At 73.0% G+C, this 23,086-nt stretch carries 17 protein-coding genes; 12 read left to right on the forward strand and 5 right to left on the reverse strand.

Annotated elements, in window-relative coordinates:
- Window positions 1-68 precede the first annotated feature (68 nt).
- Complete coding sequence (locus tag ACLVWQ_RS27710) at window positions 69-1,073, reverse strand: translation initiation factor 2 (RefSeq protein ID WP_414111912.1); 1,005 nt, start codon at window positions 1,071-1,073, stop codon at window positions 69-71.
- A gap of 246 nt (window positions 1,074-1,319) precedes the next feature.
- Between ACLVWQ_RS27710 and ACLVWQ_RS27715 the strand changes: the two genes are divergently transcribed.
- Entirely contained in the window at window positions 1,320-5,651 is a 4,332-nt protein-coding gene (locus tag ACLVWQ_RS27715) for an NACHT domain-containing protein (protein ID WP_414111913.1), read from the forward strand.
- Entirely contained in the window at window positions 5,648-7,027 is a 1,380-nt protein-coding gene (locus ACLVWQ_RS27720; protein ID WP_414111914.1) for an esterase/lipase family protein, read from the forward strand. Before ACLVWQ_RS27715 ends, ACLVWQ_RS27720 begins: the two co-directional genes overlap by 4 nt.
- Here ACLVWQ_RS27720 and ACLVWQ_RS27725 read toward each other — a convergent pair.
- Both ACLVWQ_RS27725 and ACLVWQ_RS27730 read right to left on the reverse strand, forming a co-directional pair.
- Entirely contained in the window at window positions 7,024-7,737 is a 714-nt protein-coding gene (locus tag ACLVWQ_RS27725; protein WP_414111915.1) for an ABC transporter ATP-binding protein, read from the reverse strand. The two genes, ACLVWQ_RS27720 and ACLVWQ_RS27725, sit on opposite strands and share 4 nt — an antisense overlap.
- Entirely contained in the window at window positions 7,734-8,813 is a 1,080-nt protein-coding gene (locus ACLVWQ_RS27730; RefSeq protein ID WP_414111946.1) for an ABC transporter permease, read from the reverse strand. Before ACLVWQ_RS27730 ends, ACLVWQ_RS27725 begins: the two co-directional genes overlap by 4 nt.
- Before the next feature lie 196 nt (window positions 8,814-9,009).
- Here ACLVWQ_RS27730 and ACLVWQ_RS27735 point away from each other — a divergent pair, with 196 nt between their 5' ends.
- On the forward strand, window positions 9,010-10,254 hold the full coding sequence (locus ACLVWQ_RS27735; protein WP_414111916.1) for a sensor histidine kinase: 1,245 nt from the start codon (window positions 9,010-9,012) through the stop codon (window positions 10,252-10,254).
- Window positions 10,251-10,895: a response regulator gene (locus ACLVWQ_RS27740; protein WP_414111917.1), complete on the forward strand. Its 645-nt coding sequence runs from the start codon at window positions 10,251-10,253 to the stop codon at window positions 10,893-10,895. Before ACLVWQ_RS27735 ends, ACLVWQ_RS27740 begins: the two co-directional genes overlap by 4 nt.
- An 8-nt stretch (window positions 10,896-10,903) precedes the next feature.
- Here the strand turns inward: ACLVWQ_RS27740 and ACLVWQ_RS27745 are convergent, their stop codons facing one another.
- On the reverse strand, window positions 10,904-11,260 hold the full coding sequence (locus tag ACLVWQ_RS27745) for a zinc ribbon domain-containing protein YjdM (protein ID WP_414111918.1): 357 nt from the start codon (window positions 11,258-11,260) through the stop codon (window positions 10,904-10,906).
- Window positions 11,261-11,400: 140 nt separating this feature from the next.
- Between ACLVWQ_RS27745 and ACLVWQ_RS27750 the strand changes: the two genes are divergently transcribed.
- From ACLVWQ_RS27750 to ACLVWQ_RS27765, 4 genes are all read left to right on the forward strand, one after another.
- Window positions 11,401-11,739 carry an ArsR/SmtB family transcription factor gene (locus tag ACLVWQ_RS27750; protein ID WP_414111919.1) on the forward strand — a complete coding sequence of 113 codons (339 nt, stop codon included), beginning with the start codon at window positions 11,401-11,403 and terminating at the stop codon, window positions 11,737-11,739.
- Window positions 11,740-11,810: 71 nt separating this feature from the next.
- Complete coding sequence (locus tag ACLVWQ_RS27755) at window positions 11,811-13,508, forward strand: SulP family inorganic anion transporter (protein WP_414111947.1); 1,698 nt, start codon at window positions 11,811-11,813, stop codon at window positions 13,506-13,508.
- Between the two features lie 106 nt (window positions 13,509-13,614).
- Window positions 13,615-14,040 carry an ATP-binding protein gene (locus tag ACLVWQ_RS27760; protein ID WP_414111948.1) on the forward strand — a complete coding sequence of 142 codons (426 nt, stop codon included), beginning with the start codon at window positions 13,615-13,617 and terminating at the stop codon, window positions 14,038-14,040.
- 148 nt (window positions 14,041-14,188) lie between these two features.
- Complete coding sequence (locus tag ACLVWQ_RS27765; RefSeq protein ID WP_414111920.1) at window positions 14,189-14,539, forward strand: ArsR/SmtB family transcription factor; 351 nt, start codon at window positions 14,189-14,191, stop codon at window positions 14,537-14,539.
- Window positions 14,540-14,607: 68 nt separating this feature from the next.
- Here the strand turns inward: ACLVWQ_RS27765 and ACLVWQ_RS27770 are convergent, their stop codons facing one another.
- Window positions 14,608-15,618 (reverse strand): mannose-binding protein, encoded by a 1,011-nt coding sequence (locus ACLVWQ_RS27770; protein ID WP_414111921.1) that lies wholly within the window; start codon window positions 15,616-15,618, stop codon window positions 14,608-14,610.
- Between the two features lie 554 nt (window positions 15,619-16,172).
- Between ACLVWQ_RS27770 and ACLVWQ_RS27775 the strand changes: the two genes are divergently transcribed.
- From ACLVWQ_RS27775 to ACLVWQ_RS27790, 4 genes are all read left to right on the forward strand, one after another.
- Window positions 16,173-16,925, forward strand: a complete 753-nt coding sequence (locus tag ACLVWQ_RS27775; RefSeq protein ID WP_414111922.1) for a type VII secretion system-associated protein — start codon at window positions 16,173-16,175, stop codon at window positions 16,923-16,925.
- 29 nt (window positions 16,926-16,954) lie between these two features.
- On the forward strand, window positions 16,955-18,073 hold the full coding sequence (locus ACLVWQ_RS27780; RefSeq protein ID WP_414111923.1) for a ricin-type beta-trefoil lectin domain protein: 1,119 nt from the start codon (window positions 16,955-16,957) through the stop codon (window positions 18,071-18,073).
- A 145-nt stretch (window positions 18,074-18,218) separates the two neighbouring features.
- Window positions 18,219-21,536, forward strand: a complete 3,318-nt coding sequence (locus ACLVWQ_RS27785) for a right-handed parallel beta-helix repeat-containing protein (protein ID WP_414111924.1) — start codon at window positions 18,219-18,221, stop codon at window positions 21,534-21,536.
- The gene (locus ACLVWQ_RS27790) at window positions 21,533-22,786 is read left to right on the forward strand and encodes a S8 family serine peptidase (RefSeq protein ID WP_414111925.1); all 1,254 of its coding nucleotides are present in this window, start codon (window positions 21,533-21,535) and stop codon (window positions 22,784-22,786) included. The genes ACLVWQ_RS27785 and ACLVWQ_RS27790 overlap by 4 nt, the downstream gene beginning before the upstream one ends.
- The last annotated feature ends 300 nt before the right edge of the window (window positions 22,787-23,086 follow it).

Raw genomic sequence — 23,086 nt, forward strand, 5'->3', positions numbered from 1 at the left:
TGTCCCTGTCCCTGTCTCTGTGTCGGTGTCGGTGCCGGTGCCGGTTTCGGTGCGGGGGCGCAGCGCGTTCAGGTGCGGTCGGTGGGTGCCAGGAGCCGTTCCGTCGCCCGGCGTTCGGCCGCCTCGACGTCCAGGCGGCCCGAGCGGTTGCCGCCGCGGGCGACGACGGCGGCGCGGACCAGGGCGAGGTAGAAGAGCGCCGGTCCGCACGGGGTCCACTCCGCGGGGTCCTTCCGCAGGATGAAGTCGAGCACGCTGTCGGGGTCGGCCGGGACGAAGTCGAACCGGTCGTGCTCCCACTTGTCCTCGATGCCGCGGCTCCGCCGGGCCACGAGGGCGTCGGCCGTCAGGTCGGTGAGCACGGCCCGGTAGAAGGCCGCCCACTGGTGGTTGCGCAGGTCGAGCGCGAAGGCGAGCAGTTCGAGCTCGACGTCGTCCTCGTCCTGGACGGCGAGTTCCTCGCGCAGCGCGCGGCGCGCCACCGCGTGCAGACTGATGGGGGAACCGTCCTCGGGGACGTCGTGGATGGCGGCGAGTCCCTCGTTGACCGAGGAATTCCAGCGCACCTTGTTGTGGCCCTCCACATTCACGCTGCGCCGGGCGAAGACCATCTTCCGGTCGGGCCCCGTCTCCACCGCCACGTTGACGCCGAAGCTGCACGAGAGGAACGCGGGAGCGGCCACCGGGTCGGCGTTCTCGAGGTACTGGGAACGCAGAGTGGCCGCCTCCCCCGCACGCAGCGGCTCGTCGAGGTTGACGGAGGTGGCGAGGAAGTCGTAGTAGTCCGCGTCGCACAGACTCATCCGTACCAGCGGTACTTCCTCCTCGTCGCTCCGCGAGACGATGACGCTCTCGACGGCGAACCGGGGATTGTTCCAGGCATACGCCTCACCGGCCGCCTGGCGGCGCTGCATGTCCGCCTCGATGTCCTCCCGCCACCGCTGGACCTCGACGGGAAGGTCCACGTGCCGGAGCCCCGGTTCGTAGATGATCTGCACGTTCTCCTGCTGGATCGGGCGGGTGCCGTCCCCTTCGAAGATGTGGCAGTCCGACACCAGATTTCCGACAACCATGCGGTCGCGCGGCTCCACGAGTCCTCCTAGCGCCCCATGTCCAGTAGCGTGAGCAGCACACCGTGTGTGGTGTGAGACGTCAGGTTTCCACAAACCATCCTGCTGCGCGGCACACATGGGGTGGCTGAACTCTTTGGAGGGGGAGTTCGGTTGGACCGGGGTCAGAAACGGGACGGTGTGGTTGCCACCGTCGTGGTCGACGAATACCGGGGCGGCACACGGCGGGTCAGGGATCGCCCCCTCCTGATGAGCGTGGCCTCTCGTTTCGTGGAGCAGGCCGCCCGGCTGGGTTTCGACGCGCCTTCCCTGGGGGTCAGGAGCACCGGCGGGGACCAGGGGGCGGAACCCTCCGCGGCACGCGAGCAGATCCGGGAGCTGGTGCGGCGCCTGGGACAGCAGGCCGCGGACCGGAAGATCCTGTACTGGACCGGGCACGGCGAGGTGTCGGCGTCGGGTGCCTTTCACCTCGCCTGTGAGGACAGTTACCAGGAAGGGGTGTTCGATCCCCGACGGGCCGTCTCCGCCGAGGAACTGGTCTCCTGGCTCGCCGAGGACCCCACGGACACCCTGCTGATCCTGGACGCCTGCTTCTCGGGCGAGGCGGTGCGGGACGTCAGCCACCACATCAAGGACGCACGCCTCAGGGCCGGTCTGGACGACGCGGAAGCCGGGTTCGCCGTCGTCGCGACCGCCGGGTCACGCCAGGAGGCGCTGGAGGGACACTGGGTCGACTGCCTGGAACAGGTCCTCTCCACCCCGGACCAGGTCATCGACGGCAGCGCGCGGATCTTCCAGCGGGAGAACGACGTCGTCCCCTTCCAGCAGCTGATGAGCGCCGTCAGGAGCCGGGCGGGGGAGCAGGTGCCGTTCTGGCAGGAGCCACAGACGCTGCGCGCCTGGTTCCTGCCCAACCCGTACTGGTCCCCGCGGGTGCGGTCCGCGCTGCGCCCCGAGGACGACCTGGCCTGGATCGGTGAGGAACTCGCCAGCGAGGAGCTGCCGGTCTTCGCCGGCTCGGGCGAGAGCTGGCACCTGCGGGACTTCGCCCCCCGGCACCGGGTGGTGGCCGACCTGGTCGACTGGCTGCGCGTCCAGGAGTCCGGGATGCTCACGGTGACGGGGGAGTCCGGCGCGGGCAAGTCGACGCTCCTGGCGTACGTCGCCCACCTCACGGTCGCCCACTTCGTCAACTCCCTCTCCGGCGACCGTCGCCCGCGGACCCTGCCCGAACTCCGGTCGGTCAACGCCGCGCTCCACTGCCGTGGCAGGACGCTGTCGGCGCTCTGCGAGGAACTGGCGCGCGGTCTGACACCGCTCGGGCTGGACACGACGGAGCTCGAACAGGGGTCCCCGCACGGCCTCGTACGCCAGGTCGCGGCCCTCGCGGAGCGCAAGGGCAGCCTCACCCTGATGTTCGACGGGCTCGACGAGGCGGCCGCGGGGCACTCCTTCGACATCGCACGCGGCCTGCTCAATCCGCTGGCCGCCCTGCCCGCGGTGCGGGTGGTGGTCGCCACCCGGCCGAACGCCCGGCGCGGTCTGCCGGGTGAGCTGCGCGCCGAGACACTGCTGGACGTGCTGCACCGCACCACCCTGATGGAGCTGGACCGGGAGGAACAGACCGAGCGGGACATCGCCCGGCACGTCGAACGGCTGCTCGTCCAGGGCGACTCCCCCTACCGGCTGCCCGAGGCGGCGCGGCAACGCGACGCCGTCGCCCGTCGGATCGCGGCCGGCAGCAACGGCCTCTTCCTCGTGGCCACGCTGTGGGCCCGCCACATGGCCAGGCGGCCGCCGCCGTCCGACGCGGAGCAGGCGCACGGGGAGTTACGCCAGGGGACGTCCGTCCTGGACTCCCTGCTGGCCGAGGAGCTGGCACGGCTCGACCCGCGGGACACCGCACGGATCCGGGACTTCATGACCGCCCTCGCCCTGGCCCAGGGAATCGGACTGCCCCAGCCCCGCGTCTGGCTGGCCATGACCAACGCGGTACGCGCTCCGGGGAACAGGGAGTACGACGAGCGGGACCTGCGGGACGTGATCCGCCGAGCCACCGGTGTGACCATCGCGAAGGACGTCGAGGCGGGCGAGGAGGTCTACCGACTCCATCACCCCAGCTTCGGCGCCCATCTGCTCGGCGACGAGCTGCGCCGGCGGGAACAGCACCGAGCGGTCCACCGGGCCCTGACCCCGCGCAGGGGCGAGGACTGGCGGACCGCGGAGCAGTACGTGAGGCGCCACCTCACCACACATGCCGTGCTCGGCGGGGACGACCTCCTGGCGGAACTGGTGGGCGACTTCCACTTCCTAGTCGCCGCCTCGCCCGACATCCTCGAACCGCTGGTCGCGGCCCGGCTCTCCACCACCCCGCAGAGCGCGCTGTACCTCGGCGTCACCGGCCACTTCCGTCGGCACGCGGCGGAGGACGCCAGATGGGCGATGCTCCGTGCCACCGCACTGGCCATGTTCTCCAGGGAGTTCCTCGCCGGCGTGCCCAAGCCGCCTTCGGTGTTCTGGGACGACGTGTGGAGCAGCGCGGCGCGGCTTCCGCTGCACCGCAGCTGGAGCGCCCCTCCGGGCGGGGCACTCGCCGTGCACTGGGAGGCGCACGGCGACGGGCACATCCACGCGTCGGGCGCGGGCGAGGTCAAGTCGTGGACCGCGGAGGGACACGAGATCCGGGGAAGGGACACCGGCCCCGCCACCTGGGCCGCGCCGCCGCGGCAGAGGGGGGTGACGGCGTCGGGCCGGGGCGCCGGCCGGGTGGTCGCCACGCACGACGGCCTGTGCGTACGGATGTGGCACGGCAACGGCAGGTACCCGGTGGAGGAGCTGTACTGGGGCGGAACCCCGGGTGCCGTCGCCTCGGTGCGCTGGGGCCGGGAGGTCCTTCTCGCCACGGTCGACGGGGACCGGCTGTGGCTGTGGCGGTGGGACAGCACCACGGAGTACTCCCGGGCCGAGGTCCGCAAGCACACCCTCGGTGTACCGGTCCGCTGTGTGTCTCTCCTGGCCATGGGGGAGAGGGCCGTGGTGGTCACCGGGGGTCCCGCGGGGGTCAAGGTGTGGGAGGTGCCCGGCCGCAGGACGGTGCGCGAACCCTTACGGCTGTTCCGGTCGCTGGGGGAGGGGATCGAGCAGGTCGTCGCGGTCTCGGCGCTGGTCCTGCCGGGCGGTGACGGCACCGGGGCGGTGATCGGCGCGCTGGACGGACACACGCTCCATGTCTGGCGGACGGACGACCTCTTCCACGGAGCGGTCCGCCCCTTGTTCGGCCCCGGCCCCGCGAGCGCCGGACGGGCCGTGACCCTCGGGCGGGGCCCGCGCGGGCTGCTGGCCGCGGTCCGGGAGGACACCGCGGTCCGGGTCTGGGACGAAGGGGGCCGGGAACAGGTCCCGTTGCCCTGCGACCACCACCATCGGTCCCTGGCCTTCGACCCCTCCGGGACAGGGCGCATCGCGGTGGCGGACGACACCCGGATCCGGGTCTGGGAACCGCACGACCCGCCGGGCGAGGGCGAGGTGGCCGTCCCCCGCCGCACCGGGGTGAGGGCGGTCGGCAGGACACGGCTGCGGGTGACGGGCCCCGGACCTGACGGCACCGTGCTGCTGAGCCGTTCGCAGGGCCCCGATGTGCTGTTGAGCCTGCACTCCGCCGACGGGCAGACCGGTGAGGGGATTCGCCTCGTGCACCCCGACGCGGTGGAGGCGCTCGCCGCCACGAGGACGGACGACGGCTGGCTGGCCGCGGCGGTCGGCCGCAGACGCGTGCTGCTCTGGGACCTGGGGCCGGGACTCGAACCGCTGGCGACCGAGAGCTTCGTGCTGCCGGGCCGGGCCGAGGGGCCGGTGCCCTCCATGGCGCTGCACGGCACAGGGTCCGGCGGGCTGCGTCTGCTGTGGCCGTCGGAGCAGAGCGTGGTCACCTGGGAGCGCGAGACGCGCGGGCGCGGGGCGTGGCGCCCGGGGCGGACGTTCTGGATGGGCGGGGCCGGCGCCGTGCAGCGGCTGGAGGTGGTGGGGCTTCCCGCGGGCCCGTCGTGGCTGTCGGCGTGGGGCGGCAACGCGGTCCGGGTCTGGGACCTCACCGGGCCCGCCACCGAGCCGCAGTCGGTGGCCGTCACCCGGGCGAAGGCGGTGGCGACGGGACTGCTGCGGAGCCGGGACGCGCCGGTACCGCTGATCGCCTTCACCACCGGGACGAAGGTGAAGTACATCGAGTGCGACGGGGGTTACGGGACGGCGAGCGTCCTGGCGGGGCAGCCGGGCGGAGCGCTGGACGGCGTCGCTCTGGCGGGCCCGGCGGAGCGGCCCCTGCTGGTGGGCTGGAGCCGGAACTCCGGCTGCCTGCGGCTCTGGGACGTCGGACAGGAGAGGGCTCTGGGCCTCATGGAGTCCCGGGGGTACGAAGTGACGGGCGTGGACTCGGCCTTCGACAGCCGTGGCATCACGCTGATGGTCCAGGGCGTGGCGCAGAACAGCGTCCGCTGCGATCAGGTGTACGTGCCCTGGCGGGCCGGCCGCAGCGACGGTCGGCGGGCCGGGGAATTCGCCCGCGACACGAGGAGCATCCTGTGAAGGACGATCTGGTGGTTCTCGTCCCGGGCGTCATGGGCACGGCCCTGACCCGTGACGGGACCGACGTCTGGGACCTGACCCCGGAGGCGATGAACGGGCTGCTGCGGCCCGGCCGGACGAGGGAACTGCTCAAGCTGCCCAAGGGCATCGGGGACGACGACCCGGAGCCGTCGCACGCCCTGGACGTGGGGGGCGTGATCCACGGGCGGCGGCTGCTGCCCGGTCTGGTCTCCAGCCTGGAGTACCCCGACCTCCGCGAGGTGCTCGCCGTCGAGAGGGAGAGATTCGCGGAGTTTCCCTACGACTGGCGCCTCAGCAACCGCGGTTCGGCCCACAAGCTGGCGCGGTTCGTCGAGGAGCGGCTGACGCGGTGGCAGGAGAGCGCCGACCCGCGGCGGTTCCCCCGCGCCCGGGAGGCCAAAGTGATCTTCCTGTGCCGTTCCATGGGGGGCCTGGTGGTGCGCTACTACACCGAGGTGCTCGGCGGCTGGGAGCAGACCCGGTCGGTCGCCACGCTGGGCACCCCCTTCTCGGGGAGCGTCAAGGCGCTGCGGTTCCTGACCGGCCAGGTGCGGTGGGTCCCGAGTCCGTTCCGTGAGTGGATCCACGAGGTCTGCTCGACCTACCCCTCGCTCGGCCAGCTCATCCCCACCTATCGGGTGGTGGTCGACGCCCGGGATCGCAGGTCCCGCTTGACCGGGCAGCCGGTCGAGGGGGTGCAGACGCGGATGGTCGACGACTCCTTCGCCTTCTTCCAGGAGGTGCAGAACGCCATCGAGGACAACGACGCCGTGCCCGGACGCGAGCGGTACACCCTGGTCGCGCTGGGAGGCGACAAGCACCGTACCGATCAGGCCCTGTCCCTGACCTCGGACGGCAGGCCGACCTTCCACCAGGACTTCTCGCAGTCCGGTGATCCGCAGGACCGGGGGCTGCCGCTGTTCGGCGACGGCACCGTGGCGCATGTCGCGCAGACCCCGCCCGAGTGGCACGACACCGGCCGGACGGTGTGGCTCGACAGCAGGCACGCGGACCTCATCAACTCCGGTCACGCGCTCAAGCAGCTGAGGCGGATCTGCGACGGCCTCGAACCCGCCGGGGTGCTGAGTACCGGGGAGCCGGTAGGGGTCGAGTTCCCCGACTTCGCACGGGCCGGCGAGCCCTTCGAGGTGTGGGCGACCGACGCGGACCCCGCGATGGGGCTGCGGGTCCGCCGCGTCGGCGACGACGGCAGGTCCGCGACGGACGAGCCGATGCGGTCGTGCGGAGGAGGCCGTTTCCGCGCCGAGCTGCGGGCCGAAGCGGGCCTGTGGACCCTGGAGGTCTACTCGCACGCGCTCGGGTACTCCTGCCGGGACGTGCAACTGGTCGTCTAGCGACTCCCCGGCGACGGGTCGGCCGGAACCGGAGCGGGAGCGGGCGAGCGGAGCCGGCCGTCGTGGACCTCCGCCACCCGGTCCGCCGCCGTGAGGTGGGTGCGGTCGTGGGTGACCAGGACCGTGGCCGTGGCCCGTTGGTGGGTGAGGCGGGTGATCAGGGCTATGACGGCGGCGCCGCGTTCGTGGTCCAGGGCGCTGGTGGGCTCGTCGACCAGCAGGACGGTGGGGTCGTTCATCAGGGCGCGCGCGATGTTGACGCGCTGGCGCTGGCCGCCGGAGAGCTGGTGGGGGCGCCGGTCCGCCTGGCCGGCGAGACCGACCGCGTCCAGCAGCTCCATCGCCCGGCTCCGGGCCGTGCGCGGTCGGCGGCCGTCGATCTGCGCCATCACCTGGAGCTGTTCGGCCGCGGTGAGGGAAGGCAGCAGATTGGGCTGCTGGAAGACGATGCCGATCGTGCGGCGGCGCAGGTCGGTGAGGTCACCGCGGCTCAGACCGGTGGTGGGCGTGCCGTCGACGGTGACGGTGCCGGCCTCCGGGGTGATGAGCGTGGCGGCGACGGCGAGAAGGCTGGACTTGCCGGAGCCGGACGGGCCGACGACCGCGGTCAGGCTGCCCTCGGGCACCTGAAGGGTGACGCGGTCCAGTGCGGTCAGGCGGTCCTCGCCGTCGGGATAGGTGAGGGTGACGTCGGTCAGGCCGAGGCTCATCGGACACTCCCCAGGGCGGTCAGCGGGTCGACCGAGGTGATGCGGTGGACGGACAGGGCGGCACCGAGCACGATCGTCACGGCGGCCGGTACGAGGACGGTGGCGGGGGTGAGCAGGAACGGCACCGCTCCGCCGGCGACGAGGGCGCCCAGACCGGCGGCGATACCGGTACCGAGCAGGGTGCCGCCGAGCAGCAGGGCGGCGGCCTGGCCGAGCGCGTCCTTGAGCAGGCTCCGGGTGGAGGCACCCAGCGCCTTGAGGACGGCGACGTCCCCGCCGCGCTGGATCGTCCACACGGTGAAGAAGGCACCGATGACCAGCGCGGAGATCGCGAACAGGAAGCCGCGCATCAGCTGCAGGGAGCCGTTCTCGGAGGCGTAGGAGCCGATCGCCGACAGCGAGTCGTCCTTGGAGACCGTCCTGGTGCCCGCCGCCCGGTCGGCCGCTTCGAGGCCCGCGCCGGACGTGGTGCTCAGGGCGATCACGGTGGCGGTCGGTCCGTCCGGCCCGCTCGTGGCGGGCGTGGTCCGCTGCCACAGGCCGAGGCCGGTCCAGACGACCGGGGTGTGACTGAAGGAGGCGTCACCGCTCACGGCCGCGACCCTCACCCGCCGCCCGGCGAGCGTGATGCTGTCGCCCGCCGTCACACCGAGGCCGTCCGCCGCGGCGGACGACAGGACCGCCGCCCCGTCGTCGATCCGGCCGCTGTCGGGGGCGAGCGCGGAGCCGGGCCGCACCCCGAAGGCGGAGACCGGGGTGCTCCGGCTTCCGGCGCTCGCCCTGGTCGTGGTGATGCCCAGCGGCTCGGCGCCGCTCACGCCGGGCGTCCGCGCCCACTGCTGCCACTGCCGCTCGGTGACGGTGGAGTTCGCGTACGACAGGTCCTCGCCCTCGCCCGGCGCGCCGAAGGCGATCCGGTCGGCGGGCAGGGACGTGATCGCGGAGACGTTCTGCTGTCCCAGGCCCGCGGTCAGGCCGGACAGCAGCCCCACCAGCAGGGTGATCAGCACGATGACGGAACCCATCAGGGCGAAGCGCCCCTTGGCGAATCTCAGGTCTCTCCAGGCGACGAACACGGCTCTGGCCTGCTCCTTCATAGCGGGAAGCGGTACGTCTCCACCATCGCCGCCGACCCCTCGGAGAGGCATCCCGCCCAGGACAGCACGGGGTGCGTCGAAAGGTGGCAGGCCGGTTGTACCTTTCGACAGAGGCCACGCCGGCGCCTTCTCCCTAGGCTGGAAGGACTGTGAACGTCATCAGGCTGCAAGGACCGTGAACGCCATCGCCCCCGTGCTGACCCCCACCACCAGAGCGCTGGCCCGGTGCCTGCACCTGCTGGTCGCCGGTCTGCTCGCGCTGGCCGTCGGACGGGCCGTGACCGGCGGCGGCCCGGACGCCGCGGCGGACACCGCACGGGTCGTCGCCGCGGCCACCGCCTGCGGCCTCGTCTACGCCGCAGGCCCCCTGCTGCCCCGCGTCAGCCGCTCGCGGCGTGCCGCCGCGCTGTGGCTGGCCGCCGTGGGCGCCGTCTGGCTGGTACTGCTCGCCGTGACCGCCGACGGGGTGTGGGTGGCGTTCCCGCTGTACTTCCTCCAGCTCCACCTGCTGCCCCGGCGCGCCGGACTCGCCGCCGTGGCCCTCACCGCGGTGGCCGCCGTCGCGGGCTTCGCCGCGCACCAGGGCGGCTTCGGCGTGGCGATGGTGATCGGACCGGCCCTCGGCGCGGCCGTGGCGGTGGCCGTGGTGTGGGGCTATCAGGCCCTGTACCGCGAGAGCGAACAGCGCCGGCGCCTGATCGAGGAGCTCACCGCCACACGCGCCGATCTCGCCACCGCCCAGCACACCGCCGGTGTACTGGCCGAGCGCGAACGCCTGGCCCGCGAGATCCACGACACCCTCGCCCAGGGCCTGTCCAGCATCCAGCTCCTGCTGAGCGCCGCCGGGCGAGCCCTGCCCGGGAGCCCGGACAACGCCGCACGCCACGTCGAACAGGCCCGCCGGGCCGCCGTCGACAACCTCGCCGAGGCCCGCCGCTTCGTCGCCGCCCTCGCCCCGCCGGCCCTGGAGGGCACCACCCTGGCCGGCGCCCTGGAACGGCTGTGCGCCACCACCAGTTCCCGCGACCGGCTCACCGCACGCTTCCACCTCACCGGTTCCCCCGTACCGCTGCCGACCGCGTACGAGGTCGCGCTGCTGCGCATCACGCAGTCCGCGCTGGCGAACACCGTCCGCCACGCCTGGGCCGACGCCGTCGAGGTCACCCTCAGCTACCTCGGCGACCTCGTCGCCGTGGACATCGTCGACGAGGGGCGCGGCTTCGATCCCCGGCAGCCGCTCACGGCCGATCCGCGGGAGGGCGGATTCGGGCTGGCGGCCATGCGCGCCCGCGTCGACGCCCTGGGCGGCACCCTCACCGTCGAGTCCGCTCCCGGCCACGGCACCGCGCTGGCGGCCCAGCTTCCCCTGCCCCACACCGCGACCCACTCCGCCGAGAACGAGTCCGAGGCCCGTCCATGACCGACACCCCTGTCCGCCTGCTCCTGGCCGACGACCACCCCGTCGTACGGGCCGGGCTGCGCGCCGTGCTGGAGACCGAGGCCGGCATCGACGTGGTGGCCGAGGCCGCCACCGGCGAGGACGCCGTCGCCCGTGCCGCCCTGGGCGACATCGACGTCGTCCTGATGGACCTCCAGTTCGACCGGTTCGGCAGGGGGATGAACGGTGCCGAGGCCACCGCCGCGATCACCGCGCGCCCCCAGGCCCCGCGCGTGCTGATCGTCACCACCTACGACACCGACGCCGACACCCTTCGCGCCATCGAGGCGGGCGCCACCGGATATCTCCTCAAGGACGCCCCTCCCGAGGAACTGGCCGCCGCCGTACGCACCGCCGCGACGGGCCGCACCACACTGGCGCCCACCGTCGCGGACCGGCTGATGAACCGGCTGCGTACCCCCGGTAGCGCGCTGACCCGGCGGGAGACCGAGGTTCTCGCACTGGTCGCCGAAGGGCTGTCCAACCAGGGCGTCGGCAAGCGGCTCCACCTCACCGAGGGGACGGTCAAGTCCCACCTGGCCCGCATCTACACCAAGCTCGGTGTCGACTCCCGTACGGCGGCCGTCGCCACCGCCGCCGAACTCGGCATCGTCAGGCGCTGACCGGCCGGCTAGGCCTTCTTGACCACGCCGGACTTGAGCTGCATGGGCCCGAATCCATCGATCCTGCAGTCGATGTCGTGGCCGTCCACGCCGTCCACGAGACGGATGTTGCGGACCTTGGTGCCCGCCTTGATCCCGGTCGGGCTGCCCTTGACCTTCAGGGTCTTGACCACGGTCACCGTGTCGCCGTCGGCGAGCGTGTTCCCGACCGAGTCCTTGACGGCGACGGCTCCACCGCTGCCGTCCGGGGCCGTGGCGGTCGCCGGGGACCACTCGTGCCCGCATTCCGGGCAGATCAGGAGTGGGGCCATCTCGTAGGTGTAGGCGCCGGAGCACTCGGGGCAGGGGGGAAGGTTCTCGCTCACGGCAGCAGTGTAGGTATCGGTTAGCTGAATTGCTAAATTTCGCAATTCATTAGATGGTGAGGCGGCTGTATCGGCAGCCGTGGACAGGGCGTGCGAGGGAAGCCGAGAAGTCGAGAAGGCGAGAGGGAAGTCGAGGGATCGTGTCGGTTCCGCTGTATCAGGCCAAGGCCGAGTTCTTCCGGATGCTGGGCCATCCCGTACGGATACGGGTCCTGGAGCTGTTGCAGGACGGGCCGACGCCGGTGCGGGAGCTGCTCGCCGCGATCGAGGTGGAGCCCTCCAGCCTGTCGCAGCAGCTGGCTGTGTTGCGCCGGTCCGGAATAGTGACCTCCCGGCGGGAGGGCTCCGCGGTCGTCTACGACCTCGCCGGTGGGGATGTCGCGGATCTGATGCAGGCCGCACGGCGGATCCTGACCGTGGTGCTGGCCGGGCGGAACGAACTCCTTGCGGAACTACGGAAAGCCGAGGTCACCGCGTAGTGAGCGCTCTGCTGTCCCGGGTGTGGAGCCCGGTGCGTTCCCTGCTGCCCGTCCCGGCGGATCTGGCCCAGATGCGGCGCAGCCCGCGCCGTGACCTGCTCGCCGGGCTCACGGTGGCGATCGTGGCCCTGCCGCTGGCGCTCGGCTTCGGGGTCTCCTCGGGGCTCGGCGCGGAGGCCGGTCTCGCGACGGCGGTGGTCGCCGGCGCGCTCGCCGCGGTCTTCGGCGGGTCGAACCTTCAGGTGTCCGGGCCCACCGGCGCGATGACCGTGGTCCTCGTGCCGATCGTCGCGCAGCACGGGCCGGGCGGTGTGCTCACCGTCGGACTGCTCGCCGGTGTGCTGCTGGTGACCCTCGCGGTGCTGCGGGCCGGGAAGTACATGCAGTACATCCCCGCGCCCGTGGTCGAGGGCTTCACCCTCGGCATCGCCTGCGTCATCGGGCTGCAGCAGGTGCCGAACGCGCTGGGCGTCGCCAAGCCCGAGGGCGACAAGGTCCTCCTGGTGACCTGGCACGCGGTCGGGGAGTTCGCGAAGCGGCCGAACTGGACGGCCCTCGCCCTCGCCCTCGCGGTGGCCGCCGTGATGCTCGTCGGCGCCCGGTGGCGGCCCACCATCCCCTTCTCCATCGTCGCCGTCGTCGCGGCCACCCTGGTCGCACAGCTCTTCCACCTCGACGCCGCCCCGCCGATCGGGGACCTGCCGGCCGGACTGCCCGCGCCGTCCCTGGCCTTCCTGGACCTGGGCGCGCTGGGCTCGTTGCTCGCGCCCGCCGTCGCCGTCGCCGCGCTCGCGGCCCTGGAGTCCCTGCTGTCCGCCTCGGTCGCCGACGGCATGACCGTCGGGCAGAAGCACGACCCCGACCGCGAACTGTTCGGCCAGGGCCTCGCCAACATCGCCGCCCCGCTGTTCGGCGGTGTCCCGGCCACCGGCGCGATCGCCAGGACCGCGGTCAACGTACGGACCGGCGCCGGCTCCCGGCTGGCCGCGCTCGCGCACGCCGCGGTGCTGGCGGCGATCGTGTTCGCGGCCGCCCCGCTGGTGTCGAGGATCCCCCTGGCCGCGCTCGCGGGCGTACTGATCGCGACCGCGGTCCGCATGGTGGAGGTCGGCTCGCTCAGGGCGATGGCGCGGGCCACCCGCTCCGACGCGCTGATCCTCGTCCTGACCGCCGTCGCCACGCTGGCCCTCGACCTGGTGTACGCGGTGATCATCGGCCTGGTGGTCGCGGGCGTGCTCGCGCTCAGGGCGGTGGCCAAGCAGGTCCGTATGGACCAGGTGCCCCTGGACCGGGGCGACCACTCCGCCGAGGAGCACGAGCTGCTGGCCGAGCACATCGTCGCGTACCGCATCGACGGACCGCTGTTCTTCGCCGCCGCCCACCGCTTCCTGCTGGAGCTGAGCGAGGTCGCCGACGTCCGCGTCGTCGTGCTGCGCCTGTCCCGGGTGACGACCATGGACGCCACCGGCGCGCTGGTCCTCAAGGACGCGGTGGAGAAACTGAACCGGCGTGGCATCGTCGTCATGGCCTCCGGGATACGCACCGGGCAGCGCCAAGTCCTCGACTCCGTCGGGGCGTTGGGCCTGCTGCGGCAGAAGGGCCGGGAGTACGCCACCACACCCGAGGCGATCGCGGGGGCCCGCACCCACCTGGAACACGCCGGCATCCTCCCCGCGGGACCCACAGGGCCCGCGGGCCCTGTGGGTCCCACCGCGTCCGCAGACGTACCCGCCGGAACCGCCCGCACCACAGGAGAGGAGTCCGCGTGACCACCACAGAGTCCGCTCCACCCCGCCCGGTCGAGGGCGAGAGGGCCGTCGGCGCCGAAACAGCCGCCGAGGCAGACGCTGAGACAGCCACCGGGGCACCGGCATGATGGCGGGCGGCCTCGCGGCCCTGCCCTACCGGCACGTGCTGACCGTGCCGACGGCCCCGTCGGCCGTACGGATGGCGCGGGAGACCGCCGAACAGGCCCTGGTCGAGTGGGGGATCAGCCGGCACCACCCGGCGATGGACCCCGCCCTGCTGATCCTCAGCGAGCTGGTCACCAACTGCGTACGGCACGCCGCCGAGAAATCACCGCAGACCACGGTCATCTACGCGGCGAGCGACGACACCCTCGCGTTCGGCGTGCACGACCGGCACCCCTTTCAGCCCGTCCTGCACGGGGCGTCGCTCGGTCCGGGCGACAGCGGGCTCGCCACCGTCGTCGAGCTCACTCTCGCCCTCTCGGGCACGGCGGTCGTACGGAAGGACGCCGACGGCGGGGGCAAGAGCATCTGGATCACCCTGCCCCTGTGACCGATCACCCGGCCCCTGTGGCCCGTACAGGTTCGGGTGGGAGCGAGGATGACCCCATGCTGACGATTTCCGGGCGGACGCGATGCGTGGCGCACGCGCGACGACCCTCATGGCGGTCCGCCGACGAGCAGGGCAGGAGGCCGGTTCGGTGAGCACGCCGCTGTACCAACTCAAGGCCGAGTTCTTCAAGACACTGGGCCACCCGGCGCGGATCCGGGTCCTGGAACTGCTCAGTGAGCGTGAGCACGCCGTCGCGGAGATGCTGCCCGAGGTCGGGATCGAACCCGCCCACCTGTCGCAGCAACTGGCCGTGCTGCGCCGGGCCAACCTGGTGGTGACCCGCAAGGAGGGCTCCGCCGTCTTCTACTCGCTGACCAGTCCGCACGTGGCGGAGCTGCTGAGGGTGGCCCGGACGATCCTGTCCGGAGTGCTCGCCAACCAGGCCGAACTGCTCGCCGACCTGCGGGCGGCGTCCAGGGAGACGAAACCGCCGCCGTAGGCGGGGGTGTCCGGCCCCTGACCCCAGCACGTCCCGGGACGTGCTGGGCGGGGCCGGACACGTGCCGGTCAGGTCGACCAGATGACTCCGCCGTTGTGCAGGATGACCACCTTGCCGTCGGCCCGCAGGACCAGCTGCGCGTTCGCGTGGCCGTGGCTCTTCGAGGCCCAGATCGGGCGGTCGTCGCCGTTGTGGACGACGAGGTTGCCGTCCTCCTGGAAGATCGCCCGGTGGTTGGAGCCGAAGGTCATGGACGCCCAGATGGGCTTGTTCTTCTCGTTGTACACGACGAGGTTCCCGTCGCCCTGCATGACCATGCGGATGCGGTTGGTGCTCCAGGCCTGGTTGACCTGCAGAACGCTGGTCGCGTAGACGGTTTTGGTGCCCCAGTTCGGCTTCGCGGCCGCCTTGGGCTTGGGCGAGGACTTCGGCTTCTTCGTGGCCTCGCTGCTCTTGGAGGGCGTCGGCTCCGGGGCGGGGGCCGCGGGAACGGCGGCGACCTTCGGGGCCTCGGCCTTCTTCTCCTTGCTCGGGGAGGCGCTGGGCTCGCCGGCCACGTAGTCCTCGACGGTGGCGGGCGAGGTGGCCGGGTTGAGGACCGTGTCGGTGCCCTCCGCGGCCAGTCCCTTGGCACCGTCGTGGCGGTCCTTCTGCGCGCTGCCTGCCAGCAGCAGCGGGATGGCGATCAGGACGGCGCCGGCTATCGCGGCCCCGGCCAGGACCGGCTTGCGGGGGCGGGTGCGGTCGACGCCGGTGTCGGTCTTGACGCCCGGTGCCGCCGCCGTTCCGACGGCCGCCGCGATGGCGACGCCCTCCTCCGGTGCCTGGGCGGCCGTGGCGGCGGGTGCCGGCGAGGGGGCGGGCGCGGGCGGTGCGGTGGGCTCCTCCGACGGAGCGGCGGCCTTCGCCTCGGCGGTCTCGGCGGCCTTGGGTGACGCGGCCGGGCTCGGTGCCTGCGCGTCCGGTGCCGGTGAGGGGGCCGGTGCGGGCGCGGGGGGCGTGGGCGGGGACCCGGCCCCCTCCGCGCGGGCGGCGGCCGCCTCCGCGTTCGCGCCGGGGGTGTGGTGCTGGGGGGACATGCGGTACTCCTCCTCGATGGCGGAGCTGACGGGGGGGTTGGTCGGGCCCGCGCAGCGGCCGGGGTCGAACAGACGCCGATGAACCGGACAAGCTCGGCGGGCACCGGTCAAGTGCCGCGTCGAGACGGACCAGTTCGGCTCGGTCCCGGTCGTCGAGTCCCGCGTGACCCGCCGCGGTGGCGGCCGCGGACCGATCGGATGCCTTCCGGGCTGCGAGGCCCTGATCCGTACGGCCCTGGCTTGGACGTCCGGCGGAAGACATGTGTACGTCGACGAGTCCGATGGCGTGCCCAACCTAGCCCGTCACGGGGACGACAGCAGCAACTCGGACCCCAACTGCCTCATCGCTTTGTCCCTTCACGCCTCACTGCTCCCGGAAAGTTCCCGATCCGGGCCGTGAACGGGCACGTGGGGGCCCGATACGGGGCTTCCCCCGCCCGCCGTGCGAGGGGCTCGTGTGGCATCCTGTTGACTCCCCGACCTGATCAGTGTCGGCGTGTGCGCATGCAGTTCGGCACCGAGGAATTCGTACGGACCCAAGAGTTCAGGTGGAGATGCGGCCCGGAGAACGGCAAGAGGGCGGGCACGACGCCTCGTCGGTGGCGCCCCACACCGTTGCCGTCGTCCCCGAGATACCCGAGTCCGTGCGGGCCGCCGCCCGCCAGGCCCCCGGGCACTGGATCGGGATGGTGGACCCGGAGTGGACCGAGGAGCGGACCCCGCCGGAGTGGGCCGTGCTGGGCGAATGGCAGTCGGACGACGACGGAGGCGTGGGCGACTACCGCGCCAACCCGGCGTACCGTCCCTCGGCCCGTGTGCTCGGCTGGCCCGAGCCCACCGACCCCGTGGACGCGGCGGCACAGCGGGCCGCCACCGGCTACGGCTCGGTGGACGAGGCGCTCGCGGCGCTCGCCGAGGCGGACGTCACGGTGGTGCGCGGACCGGACGGCGGGCCGCTCACGGCCGCCGGGCAGGACGGGGCGCCGGTGGTGCTGGTGTTCACCTCCACGGAACACGAGTTCATGTCCCCGGCACTTGTCCATGACACCCTTCCGGCTCGGGAGCTGGCCCGGTCACTGAGTGGTTCGGGCACCTTGCTGATGGTCAACGCCGGGGCCGCGGCCCCGTTGCTCACCCCGGCGGACAGCCTTCCCGCGCCCGGACCCGGTCCCGATGCCGGCTCCCTCCCTCCTGCCTCCCTCTCCGGTACGGCGGACCGTACCGACGCCTCGGCCGCGGCCCCACCCGCGGGCCGGGCCGACAACTCCCCTGAACCCTGGCCCCACACCACAGGGAGGACCCCGTGAAGAGTCCGGCCGAGCAACCCCCCACATCCATGAGCGCGGAGTCCGGAACCGACAGCGAGGAGACGACCGCGACCACCGCGGCCGCCACCGCCGTCGAACCCGCAACCGTCCCCGAGTCCCGCCCCGAGCCGCGCCCCGAGGCCGAGGCCGAGCCCGCAGAGGCGAAGGCGGAGGCCGAGACGGCTGCCGAGCCACCGGCGGCGAAGGCCGGTGCCGACAGCGAGCCCGACCGCGGGGCCGCCTCCAGCGCCCGGCCGGAGGCAGAGGCCGGGTCCGACGCCCACCCCGAGGCCGCCGCCGAGGCCAAGAGCCGCCTGCCGGCGCTGGTACGGACCGTCACCGCGACCGCGATCGGCAAGCCGCAGCAGACCGGCCCGGTCGGCCGGCCGGGCAAGGCGGTGCTGGCCGGGGCCGCGATCGGGGGCGTACTGCTCGTGTCCGTGCCGCTCCTGCTCCTCGGCGGTCACGACAACGACGAACGGTCGGCGCCCACGGCGGCGGAGACCGTGCTCAACGGGAACCCGGGGGAGACACCGGGCGACTTCGCGGTGACCGAGCCCGACGCCAGTGCCTCGCAGGACGCCGAGAAGGACTCCGGCAAGAGCAAGCAGACGGTGCAGGAGGCCCCCGCCTCCGCGGTCAAGAGCGAGGGCGCCTCGAAGAAGCCCGCCGCCGACAAGGACCCGTCGAAGAAGCAGAGCGACGGCAAGAAGTCCGACGGCGACAAGGACGAGCCCGCGAAGGGCGGTTCGGGTGTCACCTTCAGTGCCCCGGTCTCCCTGCGCAGCCACCTCTCGGGCCGCTGCCTCGACGTACCGGGCGGCGACTTCAGCGACGGCAAGCAGCTGTTCGTCTGGGACTGCAACAACGGCGAGGCGCAGAAGTGGCGGTTCGCCTCCGACGGCACCATCCGGATCAAGGACAAGTGCCTGGACGTGGCCGACGCGAACTTCAACGACGGTACGCGTATCCAGATCGCCTGGTGCAGTGGCAACATCGCCCAGAAGTTCGCCCTGAACGGCAGCCACGACCTGGTCAACACCGTTGTCGGCAAATGTGTCGACATCAAGGACAACAACGCGGACAGTGGCGCCTGGCTGCAGCTGTGGAGCTGCAACGGGGGCGACAACCAGAAGTGGAGCGTCTGACAGGACGCTCGCGGACCGAGAGCAACACTCTCTACACCCGCCCGCCCCCAGGGCGAGGCATGATGGCACCGTCGGCTCGCCGACACGTTTCCCTCGTCGAGGGGAACGTCCGCTGAAGACGCCGCCGTAGCAAGGAGGTTGGTGCGTGTCGCGCCAGGTACTGACGGTCGGTCCGGGGGACCGGGAGCGCTACCGGACGATCGGTGAGGCACTCGCGGCCGCCCGTACCGGCGCGCTCATCAGCGTCCGCCCAGGGACGTACGCGGAGAATCTGGTGATCAACACCAGGGTCACCCTCACCGCCGCCGAAGGGCGGGGCACCGTGGAGATCCGGCCGCGCTCGGGCAGCGTGCTCGCGCTGCGCGCCGACGCCGTGATGCTCTCCGAGCTGACCCTGCGCGGCGGCGACGCCGAGCAGCCCGCCGTGGACGTACGGCGCGGGCAGGCCGCGCTCGACGGCTGCGAGGTCGTCGGCGCCGCCTGGACCGCGCTGCTCGCCGGGGGCACCGGCTCGCTCGCGCTGCGGGAGTGCCGGGTGAGCAATCCGCAGGGCGCGGGCATCGTGGTCACCTCGACCACGCCGACCACCGTGGAGTCCTGCACCTTCGAGCACCTGGGCACCAGTGGCCTGGTCCTCGCGGAGCAGGGCGAGGCACGCATCCGCGGCTGCACGGTGCGCGACGCCCGCGGCAACGGCCTGCTCGCCAACGGCGAGTCCCGCGGCACCGTGGAGGACTGCGACATCTCCTCCACCGACAAGCCCTCCATCGCCCTGGAACAGAACTGCTCCCTGTCGGTCGTCCGGACGGTGGTGCACGACACCAGCACCGGCGTGCACCTGAGCAGCGGCGGCCGTACGACCCTGGAGGACGTCCGGGTCACCGGGGCCTCCGGGAACGGGATCGTGCTGGCCCAGGGCACCGACCCGGTGCTGCGGCGCTGCCGCGTCTCCCGCACCCGCGGTCACGGCATGCTGGTCACCGACCGGTCGCGCGGCACCTTCGAGGACTGCTGGGTGGACGGCGCGCAGGGCGCGGCGCTGCGGGTCGCCGGGAACGCCTCCCCGGCGCTGACCGGTCTGACGGTCCGCGACTGCGAGAAGACCGGGCTGCTCCTGGAGGAGGACTCGGCGGCCGAGCTGGACCGCCTGGAGGTGATCGGCGGCTCGCCCGCGATCTCCGTACGCGGCGGCGCCAACCCGCTGCTGCGCCGGGCCCGGCTGGTGGAGCCCTCCGGCGACGGCATCGTGGCCGCGAAGAACGCCCGTGGCCGGGTCGAGGACTGCGAGGTCGTCAGGCCGACGGGCGCGGGGGTGCGGGTGGCCTCCGGCAGCACCCTCTACCTGGCCGGCGGCGGGGTCTCCGACACCGTCACCAGCGGTCTGGTCGTGGAGGACGGCGGCAACGTCACGGTCCGCGACTTCCGCGTCGAGATGTCGGGCGAGGAGGGCGTGGTCGTCGCCTCGGGCGGTGAGCTGACCGCCAACCGCACCACGGTGCACGCGGCCAAGGGCCACGGATTCCTGCTCAACGAGGGCGCGATCGCCTCGCTCAGCGGCTGCGAGGTCTCCAGCGGCGCCCAGGACGGCTTCCGGGTGGAGTCCACCGCGCCGGTCTCGATCGTGAACTGCCTCGCCCGGGAGAACGAGGGCGGCGGCCTGGTGCAGACCGCGCCAGGCGAGCGGCTCGCCGTGGAGGGCCTGAACAGCACCGGCAACGGCAAGCGGGACGCGTGGGGTTCCGGCAGCGCCGAGAACACCGACCCGGCAGGATCGGGCGCCGCGGACGCGCCCCCGACGGACCGCGCGGACGGCCCGCTCGGCGCCCTCAACGCGCTGATAGGCCTGGAGAACGTCAAGCAGCAGGTGGGTACGCTGGTCAATCTGACCCAGCTCGCCCAGCGCCGTGAACAGCTCGGCATGACGGCCCCGCCGATGAGCCGGCATCTGATCTTCGCCGGGCCGCCCGGTACCGGTAAGACCACCGTCGCCCGCCTCTACGGGGCGATCCTGGCCGAGCTGGGCTCGCTGCGCAGCGGGCACCTGGTCGAGGTCTCCCGCGCCGACCTGGTCGCGCAGGTCGTCGGCGGTACCGCGATCAAGACCAGCGAGACCTTCCAGCGGGCGCTCGGCGGTGTGCTGTTCATCGACGAGGCGTACACCCTGACCTCGGACAGCGGCAACGGCGGCGCCGACTTCGGCCGCGAGGCCGTGGACACCATCCTGAAGCTGATGGAGGACCACCGCGACGACGTGGTGGTGGTCGCGGCCGGCTACTCCCGCGAGATGGACTCCTTCCTCGGCTCCAACCCGGGTCTGGCCTCCCGTTTCTCGCGGACCGTCGAGTTCGAGAACTACTCGGTGTCCGAACTGGTCGCGATCATGGAGAACATGTGCGGCCAGCACCAGTACGAGCTGGGTGAGGGCACCGCGGATGCCCTCGCCGCGCACTTCGGGGCGATGCCCCGGGACGCCGGGTTCGGCAACGGCCGTGCCGCGCGCGGGGTGTTCGAGGAGATGGTGGACAGACAGGCGGTCCGGCTCTCCTCCCAGCCGCAGGTCAGCGAGGCCGACCTGCGACTGCTGCTGCCGGAGGACGTGTCCGCCACCGCGGCCGCGCAGACCGCGGAGAACGCCGTCCCGGAGGACGACCCGCTGACCCGCCTCGGCGACATGATCGGTCTGGCCGGCGTGAAGCGCGACGTCGCGGACCTGGTCAACCTCATCACCACCGCCCGCCACCGTGCCGCCGCCGGGCTGCCGGTGCCCTCGCTCAGCCATCACCTGGTCTTCACCGGCCCGCCCGGTACGGGCAAGACCACCGTCGCCCGGCTCTACGGGGAGATCCTCACCCAGCTCGGCATCCTGGAGCGGGGCCAGCTGATCGAGGCGGCCCGCGCCGACCTGGTCGGCCGCTACATCGGCCACACCGCCCAGCTCACCCGAGAGGTCTTCGAACGGGCCCGTGGCGGCGTGCTGTTCATCGACGAGGCGTACACCCTCACCCCGCGCGGCCAAGGCGCCGACTTCGGCCAGGAAGCAGTGGACACCCTGTTGAAGCTGATGGAGGACCACCGCGACGAGGTGGTCGTGATCGTCGCCGGCTACACCGACGAGATGGAGCGCTTCCTCGGCTCCAACCCGGGCCTGTCCTCCCGGCTCCCGCGCCGGATCACCTTCGACGACTACTCCTCCGAGGAGCTGGTCACCATCGTGCGCTCCCAGGCCACGACCATGGGCTACGAGTGTGGACCCGGTACGGGCCCGCTGCTCAAGGAGTACTTCGACTCGCTGCCCAGGGACCGCTCCTTCGGCAACGCCCGGCTGGCCCGCCAGGTGGTCGAGTCGATGGTCACCCGGCAGGCGGGACGGCTCAGTTCGCTGGCTGCGCCCACCCTGGACGACCTGCGCATCCTCGTCCCCGAGGACGTCACGACCGCGGCACCGAAGGCGGCCTCCCGGTGAGTTCCTCCACCCGCGGGGTCACCCGCCTGCTGTCCGGCGCCTCGGTCGCCGCCGCCCTGCTGCTGCCGGTGGCCGTGCCGGCCCACGCGGTGCCCCTCTCGGGGCTGCCCGCGGCCGACGGGAAGAAGGGGCAGGAACTGCCCGGTATGCCCTCCGCGTTCGACCCGGAGGCCGCCGAGGTGACCTGCACGCCGGCCTCCCGTGAGAAGGCGAAGAAGCAGGACTGGTCGCGCCAGCGCCTCGACCTGGACCGGGTGCACCAGCACGGCACCGGTGCGGGGGTGACCGTCGCGCTGATCGACACCGGGGTCGAGTCCGGCGCCGCCGGGCTCGACGGCCGGGTCACCGCCGAGGGCACGGCCGGTGACGACTGCGTCGGGCACGGTACGTTCCTGGCCGGGCTGATCGCCGGGACCGGCGGGGACAGCCCGAGCCTGGCGGGGATCGCCCCGGGCGCGAAGATCCTGGCCCTGCGCGGCACGGACACCCGGGGCGGGGCGAGCGCGGACCTGGTCGTGGCGGCGGTGCGCGCGGCGACCGCGGCCCGCGCCGACGTGATCGCGGTCGGCGTGGCCCTGCCGCGCCGGGACGCGGAACTGACCCGCGCGGTCGCCGCGGCCCGGGACGCGGGCGCGGTGGTGGTGGCCGCGGCCACCCCGGACCCGCCCCGCAAGCTCGGCACCGACGAGATCCCGTCCCGCACCTACTGGCCGGCCGGTGAACCGGGTGTCCTGTCGGTCGCCGACATGCTGCCGGCCGGCGCCCGCCCGGACGACGCGCTGCCCACCGGGGGCATCGACCTGGCCGCACCCGGCGCCGGGGTGGTCTCCGGCGGGCCGCGCGGCGAGGGGCACTACCTCGGCGGGGGTGCGGCGGCGGCTGCCGCGTACGCCGCCGGGGCCGCCGCGGTGATCCGGGCCGCGCGGCCCGACGACTCGGCGGACGCCGTCGCCCGCCGGCTGACGGCCACCGCCTACCCCGCGGACATTCCGCAGCTGGACCCGTACGCCGCGGTCACCACGGTCCTCGGGGGCTCCGAGGCGGCCGTCGAGCGTGCCGCGGATCCCGTGACGGTCCGCGACACGGCTTCCGCCGACCGGGCGGCCGGCCGTGCCACGGTCTTCGTCCTCCTCGGCTCCGCGGCCGTCCTCGCCGTCCTGTGGGCCGGCTTCGCCTTCACCCGGGCCCGCACACGAGGCTGGCGCCCGGCCACCCCGTCCCCATCGACACCCACCCCCACAGAGGACTGACCAGACCGCGCAGTTCCTCGCGCCCCTGGGGTGTGTGGGTGGTCGGGGTTGTGGGATGGGTGGCCGTCGTCTGTGGCTGGTCGCGCAGTTCCCCGCGCCCCTGGGGTGTGTGGGTGGTCGGGGTTGTGGGACGGGTGGCCGTCGTCTGTGGCTGGTCGCGCAGTTCCCTGCGCCCCTGGGGTGTGTGGGTGGTCGGGGTTGTGGGGCGGGTGGCCGTCGTCTGTGGCTGGTCGCGCAGTTCCCCGCGCCCCTGGGTACGTGGGTGGCTGAAGCCGCGGGACAGCCGGCCGTCGTTCGTGG

Origin of the sequence: Streptomyces sp. CWNU-52B, from assembly GCF_047444975.1 — a bacterium.
Lineage (GTDB): Bacteria > Actinomycetota > Actinomycetes > Streptomycetales > Streptomycetaceae > Streptomyces.